We start from the raw sequence: 21,080 nt of genomic DNA, 5'->3' as shown, positions 1-21,080 counted from the left end.
GACAGGCCGCCGAGCAGAACACCTGGGGCCGGCCAACCTCGGGCGATTCGAATTCTCGCTGGCAGACAGGGCATTTCGGCGTCAGCGACAAGGCAATTCCAGTAGTACGCGGTGACTCACAACGCATGGCACATCCTTCCCCCCGTGCCCGCGTTCTGCACGGACACTCCGAATCCTTCCTCGTGACGAATCCGCTGCGCCGAGTGCGACAGCACCGGGTATCGTCAACAACTACCGCGTCAGACGGGTGTTGGTCAGTCCGTCTGACACACTGTCAGACTATATCCGGAAGAGGACCTTAGCGCGACCCGGAGTTACAGATAGATGACTCCGATTCGGAACGTTCGGCCACCCGCCGAAGCGAGCGAAGCCGCCGTTAAGAAGAAAGGGCCAGGTCAATGATGACGAGGAGTAACCGCGATCGGCGTCGGGAGGTGGAACTCAAACTCAAGTCGGCGCTCACCGAACTACTCGAGTCGGGCGTGCCGTTCAGCGACGTCGCGATTCAGCAGATCGCCGATCAAGCGAAAGTTTCCCGTCCGGCGTTCTACACCCACTTCGCCGACAAGAACGAACTGCTGGTCAGCGTTGGACTGGACGTGCTGTGGCCCAGCATCGAGATCATCGAAAATCCGGCGAGGTGGCCGTCCGGCCCAGAGCATCTGCCGACCGCTATGGCGGCATCCCTCCGCTACGTCCAGCCGATCCGGCCGATAGTCAGAGCGATCCTCGAGGCGTCGCACTACCAGCCCGATGTCGCCGAGGGCTTTCACGAATTCACCATGGGCTTCCAACATGCGCTGGCCGAGCGCATCCGCGATCAGCAGGCCACCGGAAACGCATTGAGCGGCGATCCGGACGAACTCGCCAGCGCCCTGGCCACTTTCAATACCGAGATGCTGCGCCGGTACACCTCCCCGAGCGACCCGATGGACGAGTCGAAGTGGGTCGAGATCGTTTCCCTGGTGTGGTGCCGGGTGATCTACGGCAAAGAGCCAGGTATCAAAGTCAGCGCAGCCGAGTGACCGCAGAACGTGCCGGCCGGCTTCACAGTGATTCCTTCGAGCACGAGATCGACGTCAGCAAGTCAGGAGTTCCGATGGAGCGATTACCGATCGTGCTGGTGCACGGCATACGACTCAGCGGCATGTCCTGGTCGGTGGTCCGCGACAACATGGATGCCGGATGGCCGGTTCTGGCCATAGACCTGCCCGGTCACGGCGGTCGGCGCGGCGAACGGTTCACTCTGTCCGCCGGCATCGATGCCATCATGGAGGCCATCGATCAACTCGGTGGCCGGGCTCTGGTCGTCGGGCACTCCCTCGGCGGATATGTGAGTATCGCCGCGGCCGGACGGCATCCCGACCAGATAGCCGGGCTGGTACTGGCCGGCTGCACCACGGCTCCCTCGAGCCGCGCGTTGACCACGCCGTTTCTACTGATGCACCGGGTGCTGTCCACACTTCCGGACCAGGGGGACGCGATCAGCCGACAGATCCTCCGAACGTTCCTTCCACGACCGGTCGTCACGGCCATAGAACGTGGCGGCATTGCGACAGAAGCGATTCCAGATGCCATCGCCTCCATCCGAGGATCCGACCCGGTCGGCGGACTCGGCCGCTACAGCGGTCCGGTGTGGTTCCTCAATGGAAGCCACGATCACTTTCGGCGCCACGAGCAACGGTTCCTGGCCGCCTCGCCGAACGGGCGGCTGATGATCATTCCCCGAGCGGGCCACTATCTCCCACTCGCCCGACCCGCCGAATTCTCGCGTCTACTCCTGGACTTCGCGCGAGCCGGGACCGCACTGACAAATGCGGCCGAGAACCAACTCAACGGTATGTGACCACGGAGTTCCCGAACACGACAGTGACCGCCGAGTCCCCTCGGCGGTCACTGCGTCCCGGGCGGCGTCAACCGCGGAAGGCCGACAAGAAGATTCCCGGCAGTCGAACGTATCGGCGCCCGCTGAAGAACTCGACGATTTTGCGGCCGGTGACGGCTGCGGTCTTATTGCTGACGAACCACGGCGGCTTCGGGCTGAGAGCGAATTCGCCGGAGACCACCGACCGCGGTGCTGGGCGGAATGGCCCGTGCACGACCGTGCGTTCCACGTCGTCGATCAGTAGCGCGTTGTGCACTACACCGATCCCGCTCTGGATATCGTCGAGGGTGTGCCCCGGATAGGCACCCCACGCAGCCCGCGCGGTCGAAAAGGCCACACCGGTCCAAGCATTGACGGCGATCGTGCCGTATCGCAAACGCTCGACAGCGCTCTCGAACGCGGTCCCGAGCTCGGACATCGTGTCGGGGTGCGCCAGCAGATTGACGCCGAGCGTGCCCATCAGTTCATCGTTGGCGAAATCTACTGCGCGGGAGAGGAATTCCTTGCCCTGACAAGGGAGCTCGAGCACTCCGAGCACCGGGGAGAAGTACTCGGTGCGCAGCATCGGCGTATCCGTGAACGGCAGCTTCTCGACCAGTAGCCGGCCCGCGATACGGCCGGCCGACGGGTAGGACGCCAACGCATCGGCCACCCGTCCATCGCTACCCGGGTAGTAGGCGACCCGCTGCGGAGCCCTCGCCATCGCGGCGCGCAGTTCGGCGAGGAACCGTTCCTTCAGCCGCCAATCCCGGCTGACGATCACGATTTGCACTGCGACACAGTTGTATCCGCCGTTGTGCAGCCGCGACGTCGCGACATGTTCGGCCTGGTACCGCAGGTCCGCAGCGCTCCATGCTCCGGGCAGCACAATGGTCGGTGACACACCACCCAGTTCACTGGTGATCGGCTTTTCCAGGAGCGGCCTTCCGGTCCGTTTGCGCTGTTCACCATCGGCGCCAGGCCCCCACACGATCGCATCGTGGGTGTGCGCACCGCCGGTCATGTGCACGTGTGCCACCTCAGGATGATTCACGAGATAGCCCCCCTCGGCGGCGCCACCAGTCAGGATGCGCACGGCCCCGAGATCGATCAGTGGCGCGAAGATCTTCTCGAACACCGCGCGCAACGGCTCTGTGACCGGGTTCAATTTGAGCGCAACAACCCGATTGTGGGCGAACAGCTCGTACAACGCATCCAACGGGGAGATCGACATGACATTGCCGGCACCCAGAACAACGCCGATGCCACCGGTCGAGCTGGGATCGAGCTGCGCGAGACCGGCCCGCTGCCTGGCGGTGGCGGCGTCAATGCCGGGCCGCAGCCAGACCTCCGCGCGGAAACCGTTCAGCAGCAACTTGTCCAGTCGATCGAACGGCAGGACCGGCACCACCACCCGATTACCCGGGGCTGTCCCGAGCACGATCTCATCGAGCGGACCTCCGCCTGCGATCAGCGCGGCCAGCGTCCCGCTGAGGGCATCGAGCCCCTGCAGAACAGCCAGGGGGCCCGACATCCATTCCTCACCTAACAGAGTCGAGTTCTCGTCGAGCTGTTTGATCGTCGCTGCCGCCTGCACCCAGTCCGTGGCGTACCGCCCGGTCAAGGCGTGCATGCGTAGCAGCAACTCCCGGCGGCGAGGCAAACTTGTCGCCGCCCATGCCTTCTCTCCGGCGCGTAGATCCGCCAGAGCACTGTCGAGTACGGCGGTATCGAGTGTCGTTTTGCTCATGCTGTAACTGTCCTTCGAATATCAAAGGACACAATGGATTACGTAACGCAATAGCAACCGGGCCTGCTCTTCGTCAGCGGCGCGAACCATGACGATCCGCCGGCGGCCGCGAGGGCCACCGGCGGTATGTTCCGGTGAGGGAGGGCTCAGACCGCCACCGGTTCCGGCGTAACAGCCGCGAGCGGATGCTCGTGGCCGTGGCGCGGTGCCGTCACCCGGTCGAACAGGGCAGGCACAGCCAGACCTGCGATGAGCGCGGAGGCCAGCCAGATGCCCAGAACAACGATCGAGTGGCTGATGCCTGCGTCCCATCGGCCGTCATAGAACAAGATGGCGCGGATACCGTCGATGGCCCGTCGCATCGGCAGTCCCTCACCGAGCCAGCGCATGGCCGGCGGCACCATCTGCAGCGGGTACGCGCCACCTGAACTCGGCACCCCCAGCACCATGAGCACGATCAGGCCCAGTACCAGGCCGAGCGGGCCGACGATAGACAGCAGGGCCAGCACTACCAGTGCGGTGGTAGCGACGACCGCCACTCCGAACAGCCACAGCTCACCGAAGTGGGTGATCTCCATACCGAATAGTTGCTTCGCCATCAACAGCACCGTGGTGGTGATGGCCGGCGCCGCCACCGCCAGCACCGCGAGCTTGGTCAGATAGGTGTGTACTCGATCGATCGGCATAGCAAGGCTGACCTTTCGGCGCGGTCCCACCTCCTGAGGCAGGAAGCCCAGCGCGGTGTCGATCGCCATATTGATGACGTTTGCTGCCAGCAATCCCGACAACATCAGCACCAGAGCCAGGTAGAAGGCCCCCATTCCGTTGGCGGTATTCGCCGGCAGCGACTGATATGGAGTGATGTCGGCGCGGACCGGATCCGACAACAGCAAGCGCTGCGCCGGGTTCTCGGTGGGCGCCGAATTCAGAGCTGCGGCAACCGTTTTCGAGGTGGTCGCGACGAACTGCTGTGCAGCGGAGGCAGCAGTGGAGCTGGCCATCGCCCCCGCCGATGGCAGTGTCAGCACCCGAATCATCGGAAACGACGAACCCGGGTCGGCACCGGATAGCGCGTGGACCGCGCCGCTGAATCCGGCGGGAATGATCACCGCGGCGTAGACCTCACCACGGTCGAGCTGCGTCCGCATGTCCGCTTCGTCGGTGGCGGTCCGCCACTCGATCTTCCCGTCAGGACGGTTGCCTGACACGGCGGCGTCGACCAGGCCTGCACCGAGATTGTCAGTGCCGACAGTGTCACTGTTCACGATCAGGACAGGCACATTACGCATGTTGCCGCCCGGATTCAGTAATCCGCCAAGATAACTCGAGGCCAGGATGGCCGCCAGAATCGTGGTGATCAGGACCAGCAACCACGGCCCCGGGCGCGCGAGAATGCGGCCAGCGGTGATCTTCATTTTCCCTCCAGGGCAGCGAACTTCTCGACCTTCCACACCACGCTCGCCCGAAACCGACCGGCGCACAAGGAGTTCCGTAACGAACGGCGGGTCACAAGCCCACGACCACAGCCGCGAACTCGTCTGCCAACAACCGCACACGTTCGGCATCCGTGAAAATCGTGTAGTGGTCACCGGGAACCTCGACGATTCGCACCTCGCCGCTGATGTGCTGCCGCCACGGATCCTTGCCGACCTGCGCGATGCGCAGGAGACGCAGGACCTCGAGCTCGCCCGGAGGCACATCGTCGGTAGCGTGGAAAATCACCACCGGCGCCTCGAGTTTGCGATCCGGGTAGTACGCCTTGAGCGCGCCGTGATTCTGCCGCCACACCACAGCGAATTTCTCCAGGCCCTCGCGCGCGATGGCTGACAGGTCGCTGTTGCCCGCCACTAGATGCTCGAGGTCGGCCACAGAGGTGACGACTGCGTTCACATCTATATCAGCACCTGGCACGGCGGTGGCCAACATGTGCGGCAACGCGGCCAAGAAATCGGTCTCACTCACGGCGTCGCCCACATACGCGGCCGGCGGGTGCGAGTCGAACAGATAGAGCCCGGCCACGATCTGCCCGGCGGCCTGCAGTTGCAGCGCCATTTCGAAGGCGACATTGCCACCGAAGGAATATCCGCCGAGCCGGTACGGTCCGACGGGCTGAATGCGACGCAATTCCTCGACATTGCGGACGGCCAGCTGCCGCAAGGTCAGGTCCTCGTCAGCCGAGGCCGCCGTGAAAGCGGTGATCGCGCCCGGCGCAGCCAGATTCGCGGCCAGTCGCTGGTAGCAAAAGTTCGTGCCACCGGCCGGCGGGACCAGGAACAACGGCCGTCCCGCGCCCGCCGTGATCGTCACCGAACCACCACGGACCGGCGCTGCATCGGCCATGACGGCCTCCACATACGCTGTCATCTCGGCGACAGTTCGCAAGCCCTCGAAACCTTCGAAGTCCAGCTCGATACTGAACTCGTCCCGGATGGCGGTGACCAGGTCGACGACCGCAATCGATTCACCGCCAGCGTCGAAGAAGTCGTCGTTCGGACTCAGCTCGACAACCTCGAGAAGAGCACGGGCGGTGGTCAGGACGAACTCCCCGACGCCGTCGGCCACGACCGCCGCAGGTCGCTCGACGGCCGCCGGTTCAGGGACGGATGTCGGTGTCGTCTCATCGGGTTCGATCCAGTAGGACCGCCGTTCGAACGGGTAGCCCGGCAGCACGACCTTACGTGCGTGCACGGGTGCGTTCTCGATCTCGGCTACCGCCGGACGCACTCCGGAGTGGGCGAATGCGGCGAGCAGATCGGCTGCGGCGGAGCACGATTCGGCCGAGAACTCCATCGCGTGCGCAAAGCTGTTGCGGCCCTGTGTCAATGTCCGCGCGAGGTCGTCGATACGAACCGGGTGCAGGTGCAGGTGGTCGGCGAGTCTTTGCGCGATCCTGGGCAGCGCTTCCGCTTTCGGCGCCCCGATCCGCAACCGATATGCACCGGGCTCCGGCTCCGATCGCTGCTCGTCCACTGCAAAGCGGGTTAGAACGCAGTGAGCATTGGTACCGCCGATACCGAAGGAACTCACCCCCGCCGCCAATAGCGCGGAGTCGGGTACATGCGCCTTGGTGTTGATCCGATACCCGTTGCGCTCGAGCGGAACTGCTGGATTGGAGTCGGTGAAATTGATCTGCGGCGGGACCGTTTGATGGTGCAGGATAAGCGCGGCCTTGATGAGGCCCACCACACCCGCAGCAGCATCGAGATGACCGATATTCGCCTTGACGCTACCGAGCAGGCAGCCTTCGCGCGCCCCGCCAGCAGCCTGGTGCGCGCGCGACAGCGCCCGAAACTCGATCGGATCACCGAGAGATGTTCCAGTGCCATGCGTTTCGACATATCCGATATCACCGGCTGGAATGCCGGCGGCGACGAGTGCGGTGCCGATGACCGCCGCTTGACCGGCAATACTCGGCGCGGTGAAGCCGACTTTGTCGTTACCGTCGTTGTTCAGTGCGGACCCGGCGACCAGAGCATAGACACGGTCGCCGTCGGCAACGGCATCTGACAGTCGTTTGAGCACGACCGCACCACACCCGTTGCCGCGCACGGTGCCGGACGCCTGTCTATCGAACGGTCGGCAATGTCCGTCCCGAGCCCCGATACCGCCCTCCTGATAGAGATACCCGGCAGTCTGCGGTTCGTTGATGCTCACTCCTCCGACGACCGCGGCCACGATCTCGCCGGTCCGCAGTGACTGCACTGCCTGGTGGACAGCGACCAATGAGCTGGAGCAAGCAGATTGGATGGTGAAAGCGGGACCGGTAAGACCCAGCTTGTACGCCACCCGGGTAGCGAGGAAGTCCTTGTCGTTGCCGATGAGAACCGGGTAGCTGCGCAGATCGGCCTGGTATCGGGAATTGCGCTGCACATTGTTGAACAGGTAGCTACTCGAGGTGGTCGCCGCGAAAACGCCCACCGGACCATCGATCCGATCAGGCGCGGCGCCGGCGTCCTCGAGCGCCTCCCATGCGGTTTGCAGAAACAACCGATGCTGCGGGTCGGTGACCCTGGCCTCGGCGGGGCTGAAGCCGAAGAACTCCGCATCGAACTGGTCCGCGTCCGGGATGTCGGTACCCCGGGGCACATACAGCGGATGGTCGATGAGCTCCTGTGGAACTCCCGCGGCCCGCAACTCCTCGATCTCGAACCGGCGAACCGATTCGACGCCGTCGAGCAGATTGGTCCAGAATTGTTCTCGGGTGGACGCGCCCGGCAGGTGCGTTGCGATGCCGACTATAGCGATCGGTTCTGCCACAAATGAATTACTCACGTTTCCCCTACTGATTTTCTTGAATATCGAATTGTCTATCGAGGCACACGAATTCACGTCCCGCCCAGCCTCGAGCGCCCGGGGGGCGCCCGAGGGCGGCCCCCGGGCTCTCCTGATCCGCTGTCCCGCAGCATGATCAACTGTTCGCAGCGCATGCAGAACACCGTCCGGTCAACCCGGTTGCGAGTACCCGCAGCCCGCTGCTGTGGGCCTCTTCTTGTAGCTGCGCCGATATGGGACGGGTGTGCAACGCCAGCACCGTGGGTCCGGCGCCGGACACCATCGCGGCGATTCCGGCGGCGCGAAGCCTGCCGATCCAGGCCGTGGTCACCGGCAACGCCTGCGCACGATACGGCTGATGCAACAGATCCGCGGTGGCTGGAAGCAGCAGATCCGGTCGCCGCGTCAGCGCGACAACAGCCAATGCAGTCCTGCTGACGTTGAAAGCCGCGTCTCGATGCGGCACCATCGACGGCAGCAGGTCTCGAGTATCAGCGGTGCGCGAACGATCGGCCGGAATCAAGACCGTCGCTTGGATATCCGGGTGCGGCTGCACCCGCACCGCGTGATGGTTCGGCCCCGCGTCGCCGATCTCGAAGACGGTGTAGGCGATCACGACACCCCCGAGCACGGCAGCGGCAGCGTTGTCGGGATGGCCCTCGAACTCTGCAGCCAACTGGATCAGCTGATCGTCCGACAGGACCGTACCCAGACCCGCCGAGTGCACCAGCCGTCGGCCAGCCGCCAATCCCGCTACGACAGCGGCGGCTGATGACCCGAGACCCCGTGCATGGGGAATCTCGTTGCGGCACAGAATGCTCAGCCCGGACACTCGGACGCCCGAGGCTTTCAGGCCGCGTTCGAGCGCGCGCACGACCAAGTGCTCCGGTCCGCGGGGCACCGTATCGGCGCCCTCCCCTCGAATCTGCAGGGAAAGGCCGGAATTGGTTGTCGTGACTTCGATTTCGTCATACAAATCAAGAGCTAGACCTAGACTGTCGAAACCCGGACCCACATTTGCGCTCGTGGCAGGCACCCGGACCCGCACTGACAGTCCCGGTGGGAGTCTGTGTTCCACAGTGACCTGATTCAGTCACGTTCCGCGCGAACGGAACCCAGCCCGAGCGCCTTCGCCACAGCGGACGGGTCCACCGGTACGGCCTCGACGGCAGGCAGGCCCGCGAGCGCCACGTCCGGGTCCTTCAGCCCGTGTCCGGTGACGGTGCAGACCACCGTCAGTCCGGCCGCGAGGCTGCCGTCACGGCGTGCCGCCAGGAGGGCGGCCACCGAAGCGGCCGATGCGGGTTCGACGAAGACTCCTTCGGACGCTGCGACCAGCCGGTAGGCGGCAAGAATGTCCGCATCATCGACTGCTCTGAAGGCGCCGCCCGATTCCTGTTGCGCGGCAACAGCACCGGACCACGCAGCGGGATCCCCGATACGTATCGCGGTCGCGATGGTCTCAGGTCGCGCAACCGGCGCGCCGTGCACCAGCGGCGCCGCGCCGGACGCCTGTGCACCGAGCATCCGTGGCAGAGCCCGGATCAGACCATCCGCAAAATACTCGCTGTAGCCACGCCAGTAGGCGGTGATATTGCCTGCGTTACCCACTGGGAGGATATGAACGTCCGGGGCCGCACCCAGTACGTCGCAAATCTCGAACGCGGCAGTCTTCTGCCCCTCTATTCGGACCGGATTCACCGAATTCACGAGCGCGATCTCGGGGTAGCCGGCGACGGTCTGGCGGGCTAGCTGCAGGCATTCGTCGAAATTGCCCTGTACCTGAATAATCCGCGCGCCGTGCATGACTGCCTGGGCGAGTTTGCCCAGCGCGATCTTGCCCTCCGGGATAAGCACTGCGCTGGTGATCCCCGCGCGAGCCGCATAGGCAGCTGCCGATGCGGAGGTGTTCCCAGTCGAAGCGCACAGCACCGCACTGTGCCCGTTGTACAACGCATCCGAGATCGCCATGGTCATCCCGCGATCCTTGAACGAGCCGGTAGGATTGAGGCCCTCCACCTTCAGCCACACCTCGCACCCCGTGACCTGCGACAGCCGTCGGGCGAGCAGCAACGGTGTTCCGCCCTCTCGCAAGGTGACGGCCTCACATTCCGCAGCGATGTCGAGACGATCTCGGTACGCCTCGATAATTCCCGGCCATTCGCCTTGTCGTGTTTTCATTCTCCCGTTCCTTCCATACGCAGCACACCGCGTATTTCGACCACCGACGCGAGCCCCGATACCGCTTCTACGGTTGCGGCCAGCGCCGATTCCAAGGCCGCGTGGGTCGTGACGGTCAAATGCACACCGGCACCGTCTTTTTCCTGTCGCACGGCGGCGATGCTCACCTCACGCTTGGCGAACTCGGCCGCAACGCCTGCGAGCACGCCCGCTCTGTCGACGACTCTCAGATCGATGTGGTAGCGCGTGGTCGTGTCCAGGATCGGCGCGATGGACAGCGCCGCACGACCGGACCTGTATTCGGGCCCGCCGCCGTGCCGGTGGCTCCGTGCGGCGGTCATCAGGTCACCCAGCACCGCGGACGCAGTCGGCGCACCGCCTGCGCCCTGCCCATAGAACATCAGGCGGCCTGCCGATTCCGCTTCCACGACCACCGCGTTATAGGCGCCACTCACCGCGGCCAGCGGATGAGCCAGCGGTACCAGCGCCGGATACACCCGTGCCGAAATCCTTTCCCAGCCAGACTCGTCGGTGAACCGCTCGCATACCGCGAGCAGCTTCACCGTGCAGTTCAGCGCGGTCGCAGCGGCGAAATCGGCGGCGGTGATCCCGGATATCCCTTCCCTGTAGACGTCCGCGGCCGTCACCGGCGTATGGAATGCCAGCGAGGCGAGGATCGCAGCCTTGGCCGCCGCGTCGTAGCCCTCTACGTCGGCGGTCGGGTCGGCCTCCGCATATCCCGCCGCCGTGGCCCGTGCCAGCATTTCCGCATAGCCGGCACCGGTCTCGGCCATCGCCGAGAGTATGAAATTGGTGGTGCCATTGACGATTCCGACAATTCGGCTCACCCGGTCACCCGCCAGCGACTGCATCAGCGGCCGGACAACCGGAACCGCGCCGGCGACCGCCGCCTCGAAGAACAGGCCGATGCCGTGCCGCCGAGCCTCGGCCGTCAACTGGTCGGCATGGTCGGCAAGCAACGCCTTGTTGGCGGTCACCACCGACTTCCCCGCCTTTATCGCAGTCAGTAACAACTCTCGAGGTGGGTCGATCCCCCCGATCACCTCGACGACGATATCCACGTCATCACGGACGATCAGGGCAGCAGCGTCGTCGGTCACGAGGTCGTCAGGGAGGTCTCGGTGCCGTTCGGGGTGGCGGACAGCAACGCCGCGCAGCACGATCGGCGCCCCGGCCCGGGTCGCGAGTTCAGTGGCGTCAGAAAGCAACAGCCGCACCACCTCCGACCCGACCGTGCCCCGTCCCAGCACGGCGACGCCGATCGTCTGCGAAGTCAACGAAATACACATACGGAATCCTCGAGATAGGAAATGGCCCGGTGAAATATCCGAACCCCACCCTCGGTGCGAAACGGACGCCAGGTCAACGAGTTTCGTCACGCCGCGGAGCAGATCGCGCTACGAGGACGCGCGAACAACTGGCCCAGCAGTGACGGGCCGCACAGCCGTTACGAAATCTGTTGTAAGAAGCGCCATTTCGACCCCAAGATCGGGACCGGGCGGATCAACTCGGGCGGGCAGGCCCCAACCATCTCCGCCCGGATTCCACACCGGACGAGGAGCTATTCCATGACTGTGCGGCGACGCCGGCTGACCCCGATGCAGAGCAAGCTCTACACCCAGCAACGACTGTTTCCCGACGACCCTTCACATAATGTCGGCCTACTCGACAAAATCAGCGGTGCCGTCGACCCTGAACAGTTGCGGGCCGCACTCGAACAGCTGTTTCACGAGGCGGAACCGTTCAACGAGTACTTCGGTGAAGCGGACGGAGAGTATTTCGCCGAATACGATCCCGAGCGGCGCTATCACGTAGAACTCGAACGCCGTAGCGGAAATATCGAGGCCGAGTTGGCGGTACAGACCGCGCAGCGCCTCGACATACCGATCGCGATGGACCGGTGGCCGCAGTTCGCCGTCCGGGTATTGACCGACGACGCGGCAACCTACGTCGAGTTCATCTTCAACCACATGGTCGCCGACATCGCGACCTTCTACAACATCGTGGCCGACCTGAAAGCCCTCTACGGCGACCTGGAAGCGGGCGTTCCCGGCGGCAGGATCACCGCAACCCATGAGGCGCCCGCGCCCGATCACGTCCGCGCCGCGATCGACTTCTTCCGCGCCGACCTCGGTGCGCTGGACACGCTGGCGGTCTCCGAATGGGATGCCGAACGCGGACGTGACGGCCGACTGCCCGGTGTGCACGCCACTACCGATCTCGGCCCCGAGCTGAGCGCATCCATCGACGGCGCGATCTATGCGCTGGGCGTCCGCAAGTTCACCTTCTTCACCGCTGCGCACCTGGTGCTGCTGAGTTGCCTGAGCGGATCCACGCGAGTCACCACCGGCATCCCGCTCGCCAACCGCCGGCGCGACCGGGACCTCGTCCGCGGCTACGGCTACCACGTCAATACCCTGCCGCTGTCGGTCGACCTGGCCGACTACATGACCTTCGAAGAACTCTGCCAGGCGGTCGAATGCCGAATGGAGCGGCTCATCGCCTTCGAAGACTTCGACCTCACCGGCAACGGTGGCGAGATCTTCGCCCATTCCGAAGCCGCCATGTCACGTCCGTCGAGCGTCTTCACCTTCTATCGCCGACCGCTCGTATTGGATCTGCCCGGCGCACGGGTCGAGGTACTGGATGTCCCGCGCGACAGCCTGATCGCTCCAGTGACGATTGTCGTCGCCGAGACCCCCCAGTCGTACCGATACCACGTGGCGGTGACTCCGGGCATCGCGGTGTCCAGCCCGGCCGAGGTGATCCGGACTGTGCTGCGGCACCTGGCCACCGACCCTGGATCACGGCTCACCGATATCCCGTGGGTGTCGACCGCCGAGCATGCCCGTACCGCCGAAGTATTCGGTCCCACCGAGCAATTCGAGATCTCGCCGAGCCTGGCTGCCGCGTTCGAGGAGCAGGCCGCACAAACACCGGATGCCGTGGCGATCGCCTACGACGGCAGCTTCTACACCTATGCGGAACTCAACCAGCGGGCGAACCGGGTGGCTCACTGGATTCTCGAACACTTCGAGACCGATTTCGTCGGGATCTCACTGCACAGGTCGACCGACCTCATCACCGTGCTGCTGGGCGTGTTGAAAGCCGGAAAAGCCTATGTGCCTATCGATCCCGCCGCGCCGGCACAACGTGTCGAAGCCATCCTGTCCCGGTTCGACACGTTGCCGGTGATTGCCGACCAGGACGCACTGACCGATATCGCCGAACTGCAGCGATGGGATCTACGCAAAATGCTGCGGCGCTCCACCTTCGCCTCGGGCGAGAACCCGGCGCATGACGACCTGCGACAGGCGCCCGCCTACGTCATCTTCACCTCCGGCTCCACCGGCACGCCCAAGGGCGTCGTCGTTACGCAGGAGAATGTCCTGCGCCTGTTCTCATCGGCGCTGCGGGCCATGGACTTCGGTGTCGGAGACGTCTGGTCGTTGTTCCACTCCTACGCCTTCGACTTCGCGGTGTGGGAGATCTTCGGCGCGCTGTTGCACGGCGGCCGACTCGAGATCGTGCCCGAGTGGACCCGGCGCTCACCCGCCGACTTCGCCGCCTTCCTCGCTGAAACACAAGTCACCGTTCTGAATCAGACACCGACCGCATTCCGGCAGCTCAGCCAGGCGATGACACCCGACCAGGCGGCGACGTCCGCGCTGCACACCGTGATCTTCGGTGGTGAGATGCTGCGGTTCGAGAGCCTCGATCGCTGGATCGAACTCTTCGGATCACGCACCGCGCTGATCAACATGTACGGGATCACCGAGACCACCGTCCACGTCACCCATCACCGGATCACCGGCGAGGACCTCACGACGGGTCGCCCGAGCGTGATCGGCCGCCCACTGTCCGATCTGAAGGTCACTGTCGTCGACACCGCCCTGCGCCCGGTGCCGTTCGGTGTCGCCGGCGAAATGCTCATATCCGGCCCTGGTGTCGCGGTGGGCTATCTGGGTCAGCCCGAACTGACGAACCAGCGCTTCGTAGAGACGGACTTCGGCCCCGGAAAGCATTACCGCTCCGGCGATTTGGCTCGCATGGACGCCGACGGCTCCCTCACCTACTTGGGCCGGATGGACCGGCAGGTGCAGCTGCGGGGTGTTCGCATCGAACTCGGCGAAGTCGAAGCGGCGCTGCTCACCGTCGCCGAAGTCGGCGAATGCGTAGTACGGCTGGACGAGCGCGAACCGGCCGAGCCGGAACTCGTTGCCTTTCTGGTGGAATCGGCCCCGAGTACCGACTCGCACCTCCGATTCGAGTTGCGCGATCGACTGCCCGCCAACATGCGCCCGGCCAAATACGTTCGCCTCGAACAGCTCCCGCTGACGGTCAACGGCAAGATCGACGAGGCACGACTGCCCTGGCCGGACACCACCGCCGTTGTCGCCGAATTGACCGAGATCGAGCCGAGCGGCCGATCCAGCAGCGTGGGCGCCGTCCGCAAGATCTGGGCACAGGTGCTGGGCCACAACGATTTCGGTGACGAAGATCCGTTTTTCGATGCCGGCGGAACCTCAGTCTTCCAGGTCCGGCTACTGGAGCTGCTACGCGCGGACTGTGCAGCACCCGACAGGCTGGAAATGGTCGACCTCTTCGAATTCACCACCGTCCGAACTCAGGCCGATCACCTGGACCGCCTCGCGCACCGGCACGCGGCCTGACAACCGGACGGAGATGAATCATGGCTCTCATCGTTCAGAAATACGGAGGGTCCTCCCTCGAGTCCGCCGAACGAATCCGTCGCGTCGCAACACGGATAGTGGAGACCAAGCAGGCCGGGCACGATGTGGTCGTCGTCTGCTCCGCCATGGGCGACACCACCGACGAGCTGCTGGACTTGGCACGGCAGGTCTCACCCGAGCCTCCGGCACGCGAGTTGGACATGTTGCTGACCGCAGGCGAGCGCATCTCGAATTCGCTTGTCGCAATGGCGATTCAGGCACTCGGCGCGCAGGCGCTCTCGCTCACCGGGCCCCAGGCGGGAGTGGTCACGACCGCCGCGCACGGCAACGCGCGCATCATCGACGTCACTCCGTCCCGGGTCCGGGCAGCGCTGGACAGCGGCACGATCGTGCTGGTGGCCGGCTTTCAGGGCATATCGCAGGACTCGCAGGACGTGACGACGCTGGGCCGCGGCGGCTCCGATACCACCGCGGTGGCGCTCGCTGCCGCACTGCATGCCGATGTGTGCGAGATCTACACGGACGTCGACGGTGTATTCACCGCCGATCCGCGGATCGTGTCCGACGCCCAGAAGCTCGAGCGGGTTTCCTTCGAGGAGATGCTCGAACTGGCCGCGTGCGGGGCGAAAGTGCTCATGCTGCGTTGCGTGGAATATGCGCGCAGATACCACGTGCCCATCCACGTCCGATCGTCCTATGGCAACCGCACCGGCACCCACATCCATGGATCGATGGAGGACATTCCGTTGGAGAAGGCAATACTCACCGGCGTCGCGCACGACAATGGCGAGTCCAAGGTGACAGTGATCGGCCTGCCGGACTCGCCCGGCTATGCCGCCAAAGTCTTCCGCGCGATCGCCGATGCCGAGATCAATATCGACATGGTGGTACAGAACATCTCAAAGGCCGAGACCGGCAAGACCGACGTCACCTTCACCTTGCCCAAAGCGGACAGGCCCCGCGCCGTGGAGTTGCTGACTCGGCGGCAGGGCGAGATCGGGTTCTCCCTGATCACTCATGACGACCATATCGGCAAGGTGTCGCTGGTGGGTGCGGGCATGAAATCGCATCCCGGCGTGACGGCAACGTTCTGCGAAGCTCTTGCCGATGCCGGGGTGAACATCGACCTGATCTCGACCTCGGAGATCCGGATCTCGGTACTTGTCGAGGACACCGAGCTCGACGAAGCGGTCAAGGTGCTGCACAAGGCATTCGATCTCGGCGGCGACGACGTCGCTGTCGTACACGGAGGAAGCGGCAGATAGCCCAGCGCTTGGTGCCGCCCGCGCACCGGCATTCGCGCGCCGGGCGGCACCAAGCGCCAGGCCGAAATCGATTCCGCTACAAGCCCAGGAGTAGCAATGGCGGGCAGCCCGGTCAGAAATCCGCACCCATATCCACGGCGATGGATCATGCTGGCAGTGCTGGTTTCCAGCCTGCTGATCGTTATCATGGACAACACCATTCTCAATGTCGCCCTCCGCACCATTCAAGACGACCTATCCGCCACTCAAGCCCAAATGCAGTGGGCCACAGACAGTTACATGGTCGTATTCGCGGGGCTGCTGATCGCTTCCGGCGTGCTCGGTGACCGGATCGGCCGCCGGCTCATGCTGCTGATCGGCATGGTCATGTTCGGAATCGGTTCGACTGCTTGCGCTTTCGCACACACACCGGTCGAACTGATCGTCTGCCGGGCACTGCTCGGGGTGGGCGCCGCGGCGGTCCAGCCACAAACCCTGTCGATCATCCAGAACACCTTCCCTCCCCATGAGCGGGCCAAGGCGATCGGCGCGTGGTCCGGCGCGTCCGGTATCGCCATCGCGCTGGGGCCCATAGTCGGCGGTGCACTGATCAAGTACTTCTGGTGGGGCTCGGTCTTTCTGGTGAACGTACCGGTCACGATCGCGGGGTTCATCGGAATTCTGCTACTGGTACCCGAGTCACGCGATCCCCGGCCCGGGCGCTTCGACCTGGTCGGCGCCGTGCTCTCGGTACTGGCGATGCTGCTGCTGGTGTACGGGGTCATCGAGGGCGGCAACAGTGGTCACTGGTTGCGGTGGAACACAGGCGGCATGATTGCAGCCGGCCTGCTGTTCGGCGCGGTCTTCATCCGATACGAGCAAAGCATCGGTGACCCGATGATCGATACTGCACTCTTCCGTAACCGCTTCTTCTCCTCCGGCGTCGCGGTGATCGCCCTGATCTTCTTCGCGATCACCGGCGCGACCTTCTACCTGTCGTACTACCTGCAGGCGGTACGCGGGTACACACCGCTGGCCACCGGCGTCGCCTTGATCGCCGTTGCCGCCGGAATGATGGTCACGTCGATGACGGCTGCCGCCCTGACACGCCGTGCCGGTGCGAACGTGGTCGCCGGAACCGGGCTGATGTTGTTCGCCGTGTCGATGATCGCCTTCATCTTCGCCACCACGACCATGCCGTTGTGGGTCCTGGAAATTCAGATCACGCTGGCCGGAATGGGCCTGGGACTGACCCTGACACCGGCGACCGAAGCGATAATGGCTGCGGTACCGGACCATCGTGCGGGGTCGGGCGCCGGGGCCAACAACACGATGCGCCAGCTCGCGAGCGCACTCGGGGTTGCGGTACTCGGTTCGGTACTGCAGCTCACCTTCCACCATCAGTTCGACACCGAGCGCCCGGTGCAACTTGCCGCCGCCCTTGATCGGCCGATGGCGGCGACTACCCAACTACCGGAGTCGGCGCAGGTGGGTCCAGAGGTGAAGCCCGAGTCCGCCGACAGCATCACCGATGCCCTAGGGTTCGCGAACAGATCCATCATCGTTCTACAGGACCGCGCGAGACAGACTGCGGCACAACCGATCAGCGAGGATACTCGGAATCAGCAACAGGCCCGAGCTCGCACACTGATCGAGCAGTTCACCACCGAGGCCGATCACGCCTTTGTCGACGGCATCCGAGTCGCCTCGGTGCTCGCTGCGATCGGCGGTCTGATCGGCGCCGCGGTTGCCTTCGGTTTCCTGCCCCGCCGGCGCACGGTTCCTACGACGCCGATCCGGGTCCTCGAAACCGCCTGACTCCTCGCAACAACCGTGGCGCCACATTATCGGGCTGCCACCCATACCCATGGGTGGCAGCCCGATCGACGTTCCTGTAGCAAATCCCTGACCACGGCACCGCTAGGCCACTGCCGTATAGCGATTCGAATACCGTTCCACTGGGACACCACCGCGGCGTGCACATCTCGAGCCGCTACCCGCAAACGAAACCCGGACCGGCGCCGCAACAGTTGCGACACCAGCCCGGAGGATCGATCCGGTCAACGCCCGCACAGCGGGCCGGAGTTCAACGGGGACAGGTGATCCCTACCTGACAGGAGAACCGTTTCGGGACCGCCGGTACATCCAGTTCCCGGCGCAACAGGGTGCGGCTGTCGTCGCCGAGAACGATTTCGATGTACCCTCACACCTCGTTCAGCATCGGGGCAGCCTGCCCGGATACGTCGCTCAGAAACTTCGCGACTTCCCGGTACGAGGCGAAGAAACCGGTCTCGGCGTACGGCAATTCGTAAGTGCGGCAGAATTCCCACACCAGCGGGCGGGCCCGGCGCAGGTTGATCGAGGGCATTGTCGGGAACAAATGGTGCTCGATCTGGTAGTTCAATCCACCCATTACATAGTCGACCACGGGGTTGGGTTGCTGATTGCGCGAGGTACAGATCTGCCGACGGCACCAGTCGAGTTCCTCGTCACCATCGCGGACCGGCAGCCCCTTATGGTTGGGCGCGAACAGGATTCCGAGGTAGAAACCGAACAGCGCCTGATGCACGACGATGACGAGAATCGCGTAAACCGGCGAGAGTACCCAGGCCACGTATCCGGTGTACGCGACCAGATGCGCGGCCAACAGGCCGGCATCCAACGCCTTGTTGCGGGTGATCGCCCCCTTGGCGGCGGCTATGAACCCCGCCAAGTGCAGGCGGATGCTCTCAAACATGATCAGTACGAAGAACAACCAGCCCTGGCGCCGGATCACGAATCGATGGAAGGCACCGCGGCGGGCTGGCAATTGCGCCGTCGAAAAAATCACCTGGCGGCGGACGATATCAGGATCCAGCGTGAGGTGATTGGGATTGCCGTGGTGGCGGTTGTGATGCCACACCCACCAGCCATAGCTGACCCCCATCAGCACATTGCCGGTCACATAGCCGGCGATATCGGTCGATCGTCGATGGCGGAAAACCTGTCTGTGCCCGATGTCGTGGGCTACCACGGCATTCTGACCGTGCGCGAAAGCAAGAAACACCGCCACCGCGAGCACCCACCAGGAGTCTCCGACAACCGCAAGTGTGGCGAACCCGGCGAGGATCAGCAATGAATTGCCTGCGACCCACACGACGTAGCGGCCCGGTCGTGGATCCATCAGGCCTGCAGCCCGAACCTCGCGCTGCAGGCCTGCGAACAACGTGGCGTAATCGAGATCGGCACGACCGAGCGACCCGGCCGGCACGATGGTCATGCCACACTCTTTTCTCGTGCCGCGCCGCCGAAACTGGACTTCTCCAGCACGGTGGCGGTCAGCGCGTCATCACCGACGACGGTGATCTCGCCCAGCAGGCCGCGCAGGACCAGCGCGATGGTCTCGCGTAGTACCCGCTGGGCGATCGGGTCGAGAATGCCTGCCAGGCTGGGGATCCCGAAATCGAACTCCGCCTCGAAACCGACCGTGCAGCCCGCACCTGCGGCCTCGACGCGCCAATGTCCGTGGAAGATGTGAAAGTCGCCGCTGCGCTGCTCGAATTCGATGTTCCGGGCAGCCGTATCGAACACGTCGGCTTCGGTCCAGCGCAGAATTCCGTTACGGAAGTACACCTCCCAGTCGCTCACCACGATGTCGACGGTGTCGGTATCGCGCACCGCGACCGAGCGAACGACCTCGACAAGTTCGGAGTAACGGGCGAAATCGGAGACCAGGGCGTAGGCCCGATCCGGTTCGACCCCAGGAGCAGAGACCAGCAATTCAACAGTACGCATGAGCAATTCATCCTTTCGAGCAGTATCTGCGCGCCGTAGCCTGTGCGGCGCGGGCGAAGCAATCGAGCAGCAGTTGAACTTCCAGGTCCGTCATCACTGCGGGGGGCGTCAATCGCAGTACCCACTCCGAGTTCAGCGAATGGTTGGCGATGACCTTGTTCTCCAGCAGTTCCAGCAGCAGGTCGCCGGAAAGACCCGGTTCGGTGAATTCGATTCCGATGAGCAGGCCAGCACCGCGCACTGGCAGAGCGAGGTCGCCGAAGTATTGGGCGACAATCTCACTGATCGCGGGCAACAGTCGTCGCCCGATCGCCGCGGCCCGCTCGACCAGGCCCTCTTCCTCGATGGCTCGAAGCGCACCACACACCGCGGCCATTCCCAAGGGTGCTCCGGAGAATGTCGAGGTATGCAGGAACGGGTCACGGTCCAGCACTCCGAGTACCGAGCGGCTGGTAATCGCCGCAGCGACCGGAATCACCCCGCCGCCCAAAGCCTTTCCGGACAGCAGGACATCGGGCGTCACCCCGTCTCGGTCAGCACCCCACCACACGCCGAGCCGTCCTAAGCCGGTCTGGATCTCATCGAGCACGAACAGGGCACCGTGCGCGGCGCACGCCCGTGCCACGTCCCGCAGGTATCCCTCCGGGGGGATGATCACTCCCGCCTCACCCTGCACCGGTTCGACCACCACACACGCTTGATCGGGGTGTGTCGCAAGCACGGCCTCCAAGGCGACGATGTCTCCGTAGGGCACCCGGGCAACACCCGGCAGCAGCGGCTCGAACGGAGCTTGGAAGATGTCCTTGGCGGTGATCGACAGGGCGCCGAGGGTTTTGCCGTGGTAACCGTTCTCCATCGATACCAGGAAACGGCGGCCGGACGCCCGAGCGATCTTGATGGCCGCTTCCACGGCCTCGGTGCCGGACTGGCAGAAGTACACCCGGTCCATGCCGTCGGGGCTGACTCGATCGACGGCTGCCGCCGCCCGCGCCAGCGCCGGTTCGAGGAACATGCGGGTCGCCACGGGATGCGTATCCAGTTGCCGCCGTACCTCTTCCAGCACCAGCGGATGCCGTGCGCCAGTGATGAACACGCCGTATCCGCCGGCGTTGAGGTACCGATCGCCATCAGCGGTCTCCACCCAGGCGCCCGACGATGCCACTTCGATGTGGCCGCCGAACATTTCGCCGAGGTTGGCACGCCCGGTGCTGAGGTGATCGCGGTAGTAGCGCGGTACCCAATCGAAGGCGTCTCGCGCCGTGTGGGTTGTGTCGAACATC

The 21,080-nt window shown here is 64.3% G+C and carries 14 protein-coding genes; 5 read left to right on the top strand and 9 right to left on the bottom strand.

What is annotated here, in order from left to right:
* The first annotated feature begins 434 nt into the window (after positions 1-434).
* Complete coding sequence (locus ABZX86_RS23225; protein ID WP_355126619.1) at positions 435-1,025, top strand: TetR/AcrR family transcriptional regulator; 591 nt, start codon at positions 435-437, stop codon at positions 1,023-1,025.
* A 74-nt stretch (positions 1,026-1,099) separates the two neighbouring features.
* Entirely contained in the window at positions 1,100-1,846 is a 747-nt protein-coding gene (locus tag ABZX86_RS23220) for an alpha/beta hydrolase (RefSeq protein WP_355126617.1), read from the top strand.
* A 67-nt stretch (positions 1,847-1,913) separates the two neighbouring features.
* On the opposite strand, the gene ABZX86_RS23215 is transcribed toward ABZX86_RS23220, so the two are convergent.
* The 6 genes from ABZX86_RS23215 to ABZX86_RS23190 form a co-directional block, all read right to left on the bottom strand.
* A complete protein-coding gene (locus ABZX86_RS23215; RefSeq protein ID WP_355126615.1) occupies positions 1,914-3,614 on the bottom strand; it encodes an aldehyde dehydrogenase family protein in 1,701 nt (566 codons plus the stop codon).
* Positions 3,615-3,760: 146 nt separating this feature from the next.
* On the bottom strand, positions 3,761-5,029 hold the full coding sequence (locus ABZX86_RS23210; RefSeq protein WP_355126613.1) for an ABC transporter permease: 1,269 nt from the start codon (positions 5,027-5,029) through the stop codon (positions 3,761-3,763).
* Between the two features lie 91 nt (positions 5,030-5,120).
* Entirely contained in the window at positions 5,121-7,871 is a 2,751-nt protein-coding gene (locus tag ABZX86_RS23205) for a beta-ketoacyl synthase N-terminal-like domain-containing protein (RefSeq protein ID WP_355126611.1), read from the bottom strand.
* Between the two features lie 151 nt (positions 7,872-8,022).
* Positions 8,023-8,964 (bottom strand): homoserine kinase, encoded by a 942-nt coding sequence (gene thrB, locus ABZX86_RS23200; RefSeq protein ID WP_355126609.1) that lies wholly within the window; start codon positions 8,962-8,964, stop codon positions 8,023-8,025.
* 11 nt (positions 8,965-8,975) lie between these two features.
* A complete protein-coding gene (gene thrC, locus ABZX86_RS23195) occupies positions 8,976-10,067 on the bottom strand; it encodes a threonine synthase (RefSeq protein ID WP_355126607.1) in 1,092 nt (363 codons plus the stop codon).
* The gene (locus ABZX86_RS23190) at positions 10,064-11,377 is read right to left on the bottom strand and encodes a homoserine dehydrogenase (RefSeq protein ID WP_355126605.1); all 1,314 of its coding nucleotides are present in this window, start codon (positions 11,375-11,377) and stop codon (positions 10,064-10,066) included. The genes thrC and ABZX86_RS23190 overlap by 4 nt, the downstream gene beginning before the upstream one ends.
* 279 nt (positions 11,378-11,656) lie before the next feature.
* Here ABZX86_RS23190 and ABZX86_RS23185 point away from each other — a divergent pair, with 279 nt between their 5' ends.
* The 3 genes from ABZX86_RS23185 to ABZX86_RS23175 all read left to right on the top strand — a co-directional run bounded on the left by ABZX86_RS23185 (position 11,657) and on the right by ABZX86_RS23175 (position 17,844).
* The gene (locus ABZX86_RS23185) at positions 11,657-14,761 is read left to right on the top strand and encodes an amino acid adenylation domain-containing protein (protein ID WP_355126603.1); all 3,105 of its coding nucleotides are present in this window, start codon (positions 11,657-11,659) and stop codon (positions 14,759-14,761) included.
* Positions 14,762-14,781: 20 nt separating this feature from the next.
* Positions 14,782-16,047, top strand: a complete 1,266-nt coding sequence (locus tag ABZX86_RS23180) for an aspartate kinase (RefSeq protein WP_355126601.1) — start codon at positions 14,782-14,784, stop codon at positions 16,045-16,047.
* 156 nt (positions 16,048-16,203) lie between these two features.
* The gene (locus ABZX86_RS23175; protein WP_355126599.1) at positions 16,204-17,844 is read left to right on the top strand and encodes an MFS transporter; all 1,641 of its coding nucleotides are present in this window, start codon (positions 16,204-16,206) and stop codon (positions 17,842-17,844) included.
* A gap of 385 nt (positions 17,845-18,229) precedes the next feature.
* Here ABZX86_RS23175 and ABZX86_RS23170 read toward each other — a convergent pair whose 3' ends face one another.
* Genes ABZX86_RS23170 through ABZX86_RS23160 form a run of 3 tightly spaced genes read right to left on the bottom strand, consistent with a single transcriptional unit; the run spans position 18,230 to position 21,079 of the window.
* A complete protein-coding gene (locus ABZX86_RS23170) occupies positions 18,230-19,285 on the bottom strand; it encodes an acyl-CoA desaturase (RefSeq protein ID WP_355126597.1) in 1,056 nt (351 codons plus the stop codon).
* Positions 19,282-19,800, bottom strand: a complete 519-nt coding sequence (locus ABZX86_RS23165; protein WP_355126595.1) for an SRPBCC family protein — start codon at positions 19,798-19,800, stop codon at positions 19,282-19,284. Before ABZX86_RS23165 ends, ABZX86_RS23170 begins: the two co-directional genes overlap by 4 nt.
* Positions 19,801-19,807: 7 nt before the next feature.
* Positions 19,808-21,079, bottom strand: a complete 1,272-nt coding sequence (locus tag ABZX86_RS23160) for an aminotransferase class III-fold pyridoxal phosphate-dependent enzyme (RefSeq protein ID WP_355126593.1) — start codon at positions 21,077-21,079, stop codon at positions 19,808-19,810.
* Between the last annotated feature and the right edge of the window lies 1 nt (position 21,080).

Source organism: Nocardia sp. NPDC006630, from assembly GCF_040611495.1.
Taxonomy (GTDB): domain Bacteria; phylum Actinomycetota; class Actinomycetes; order Mycobacteriales; family Mycobacteriaceae; genus Nocardia.
The sequence above is the reverse complement of the archived record's forward strand: the minus strand, read 5'-3'. Positions and strand labels throughout refer to the sequence as shown.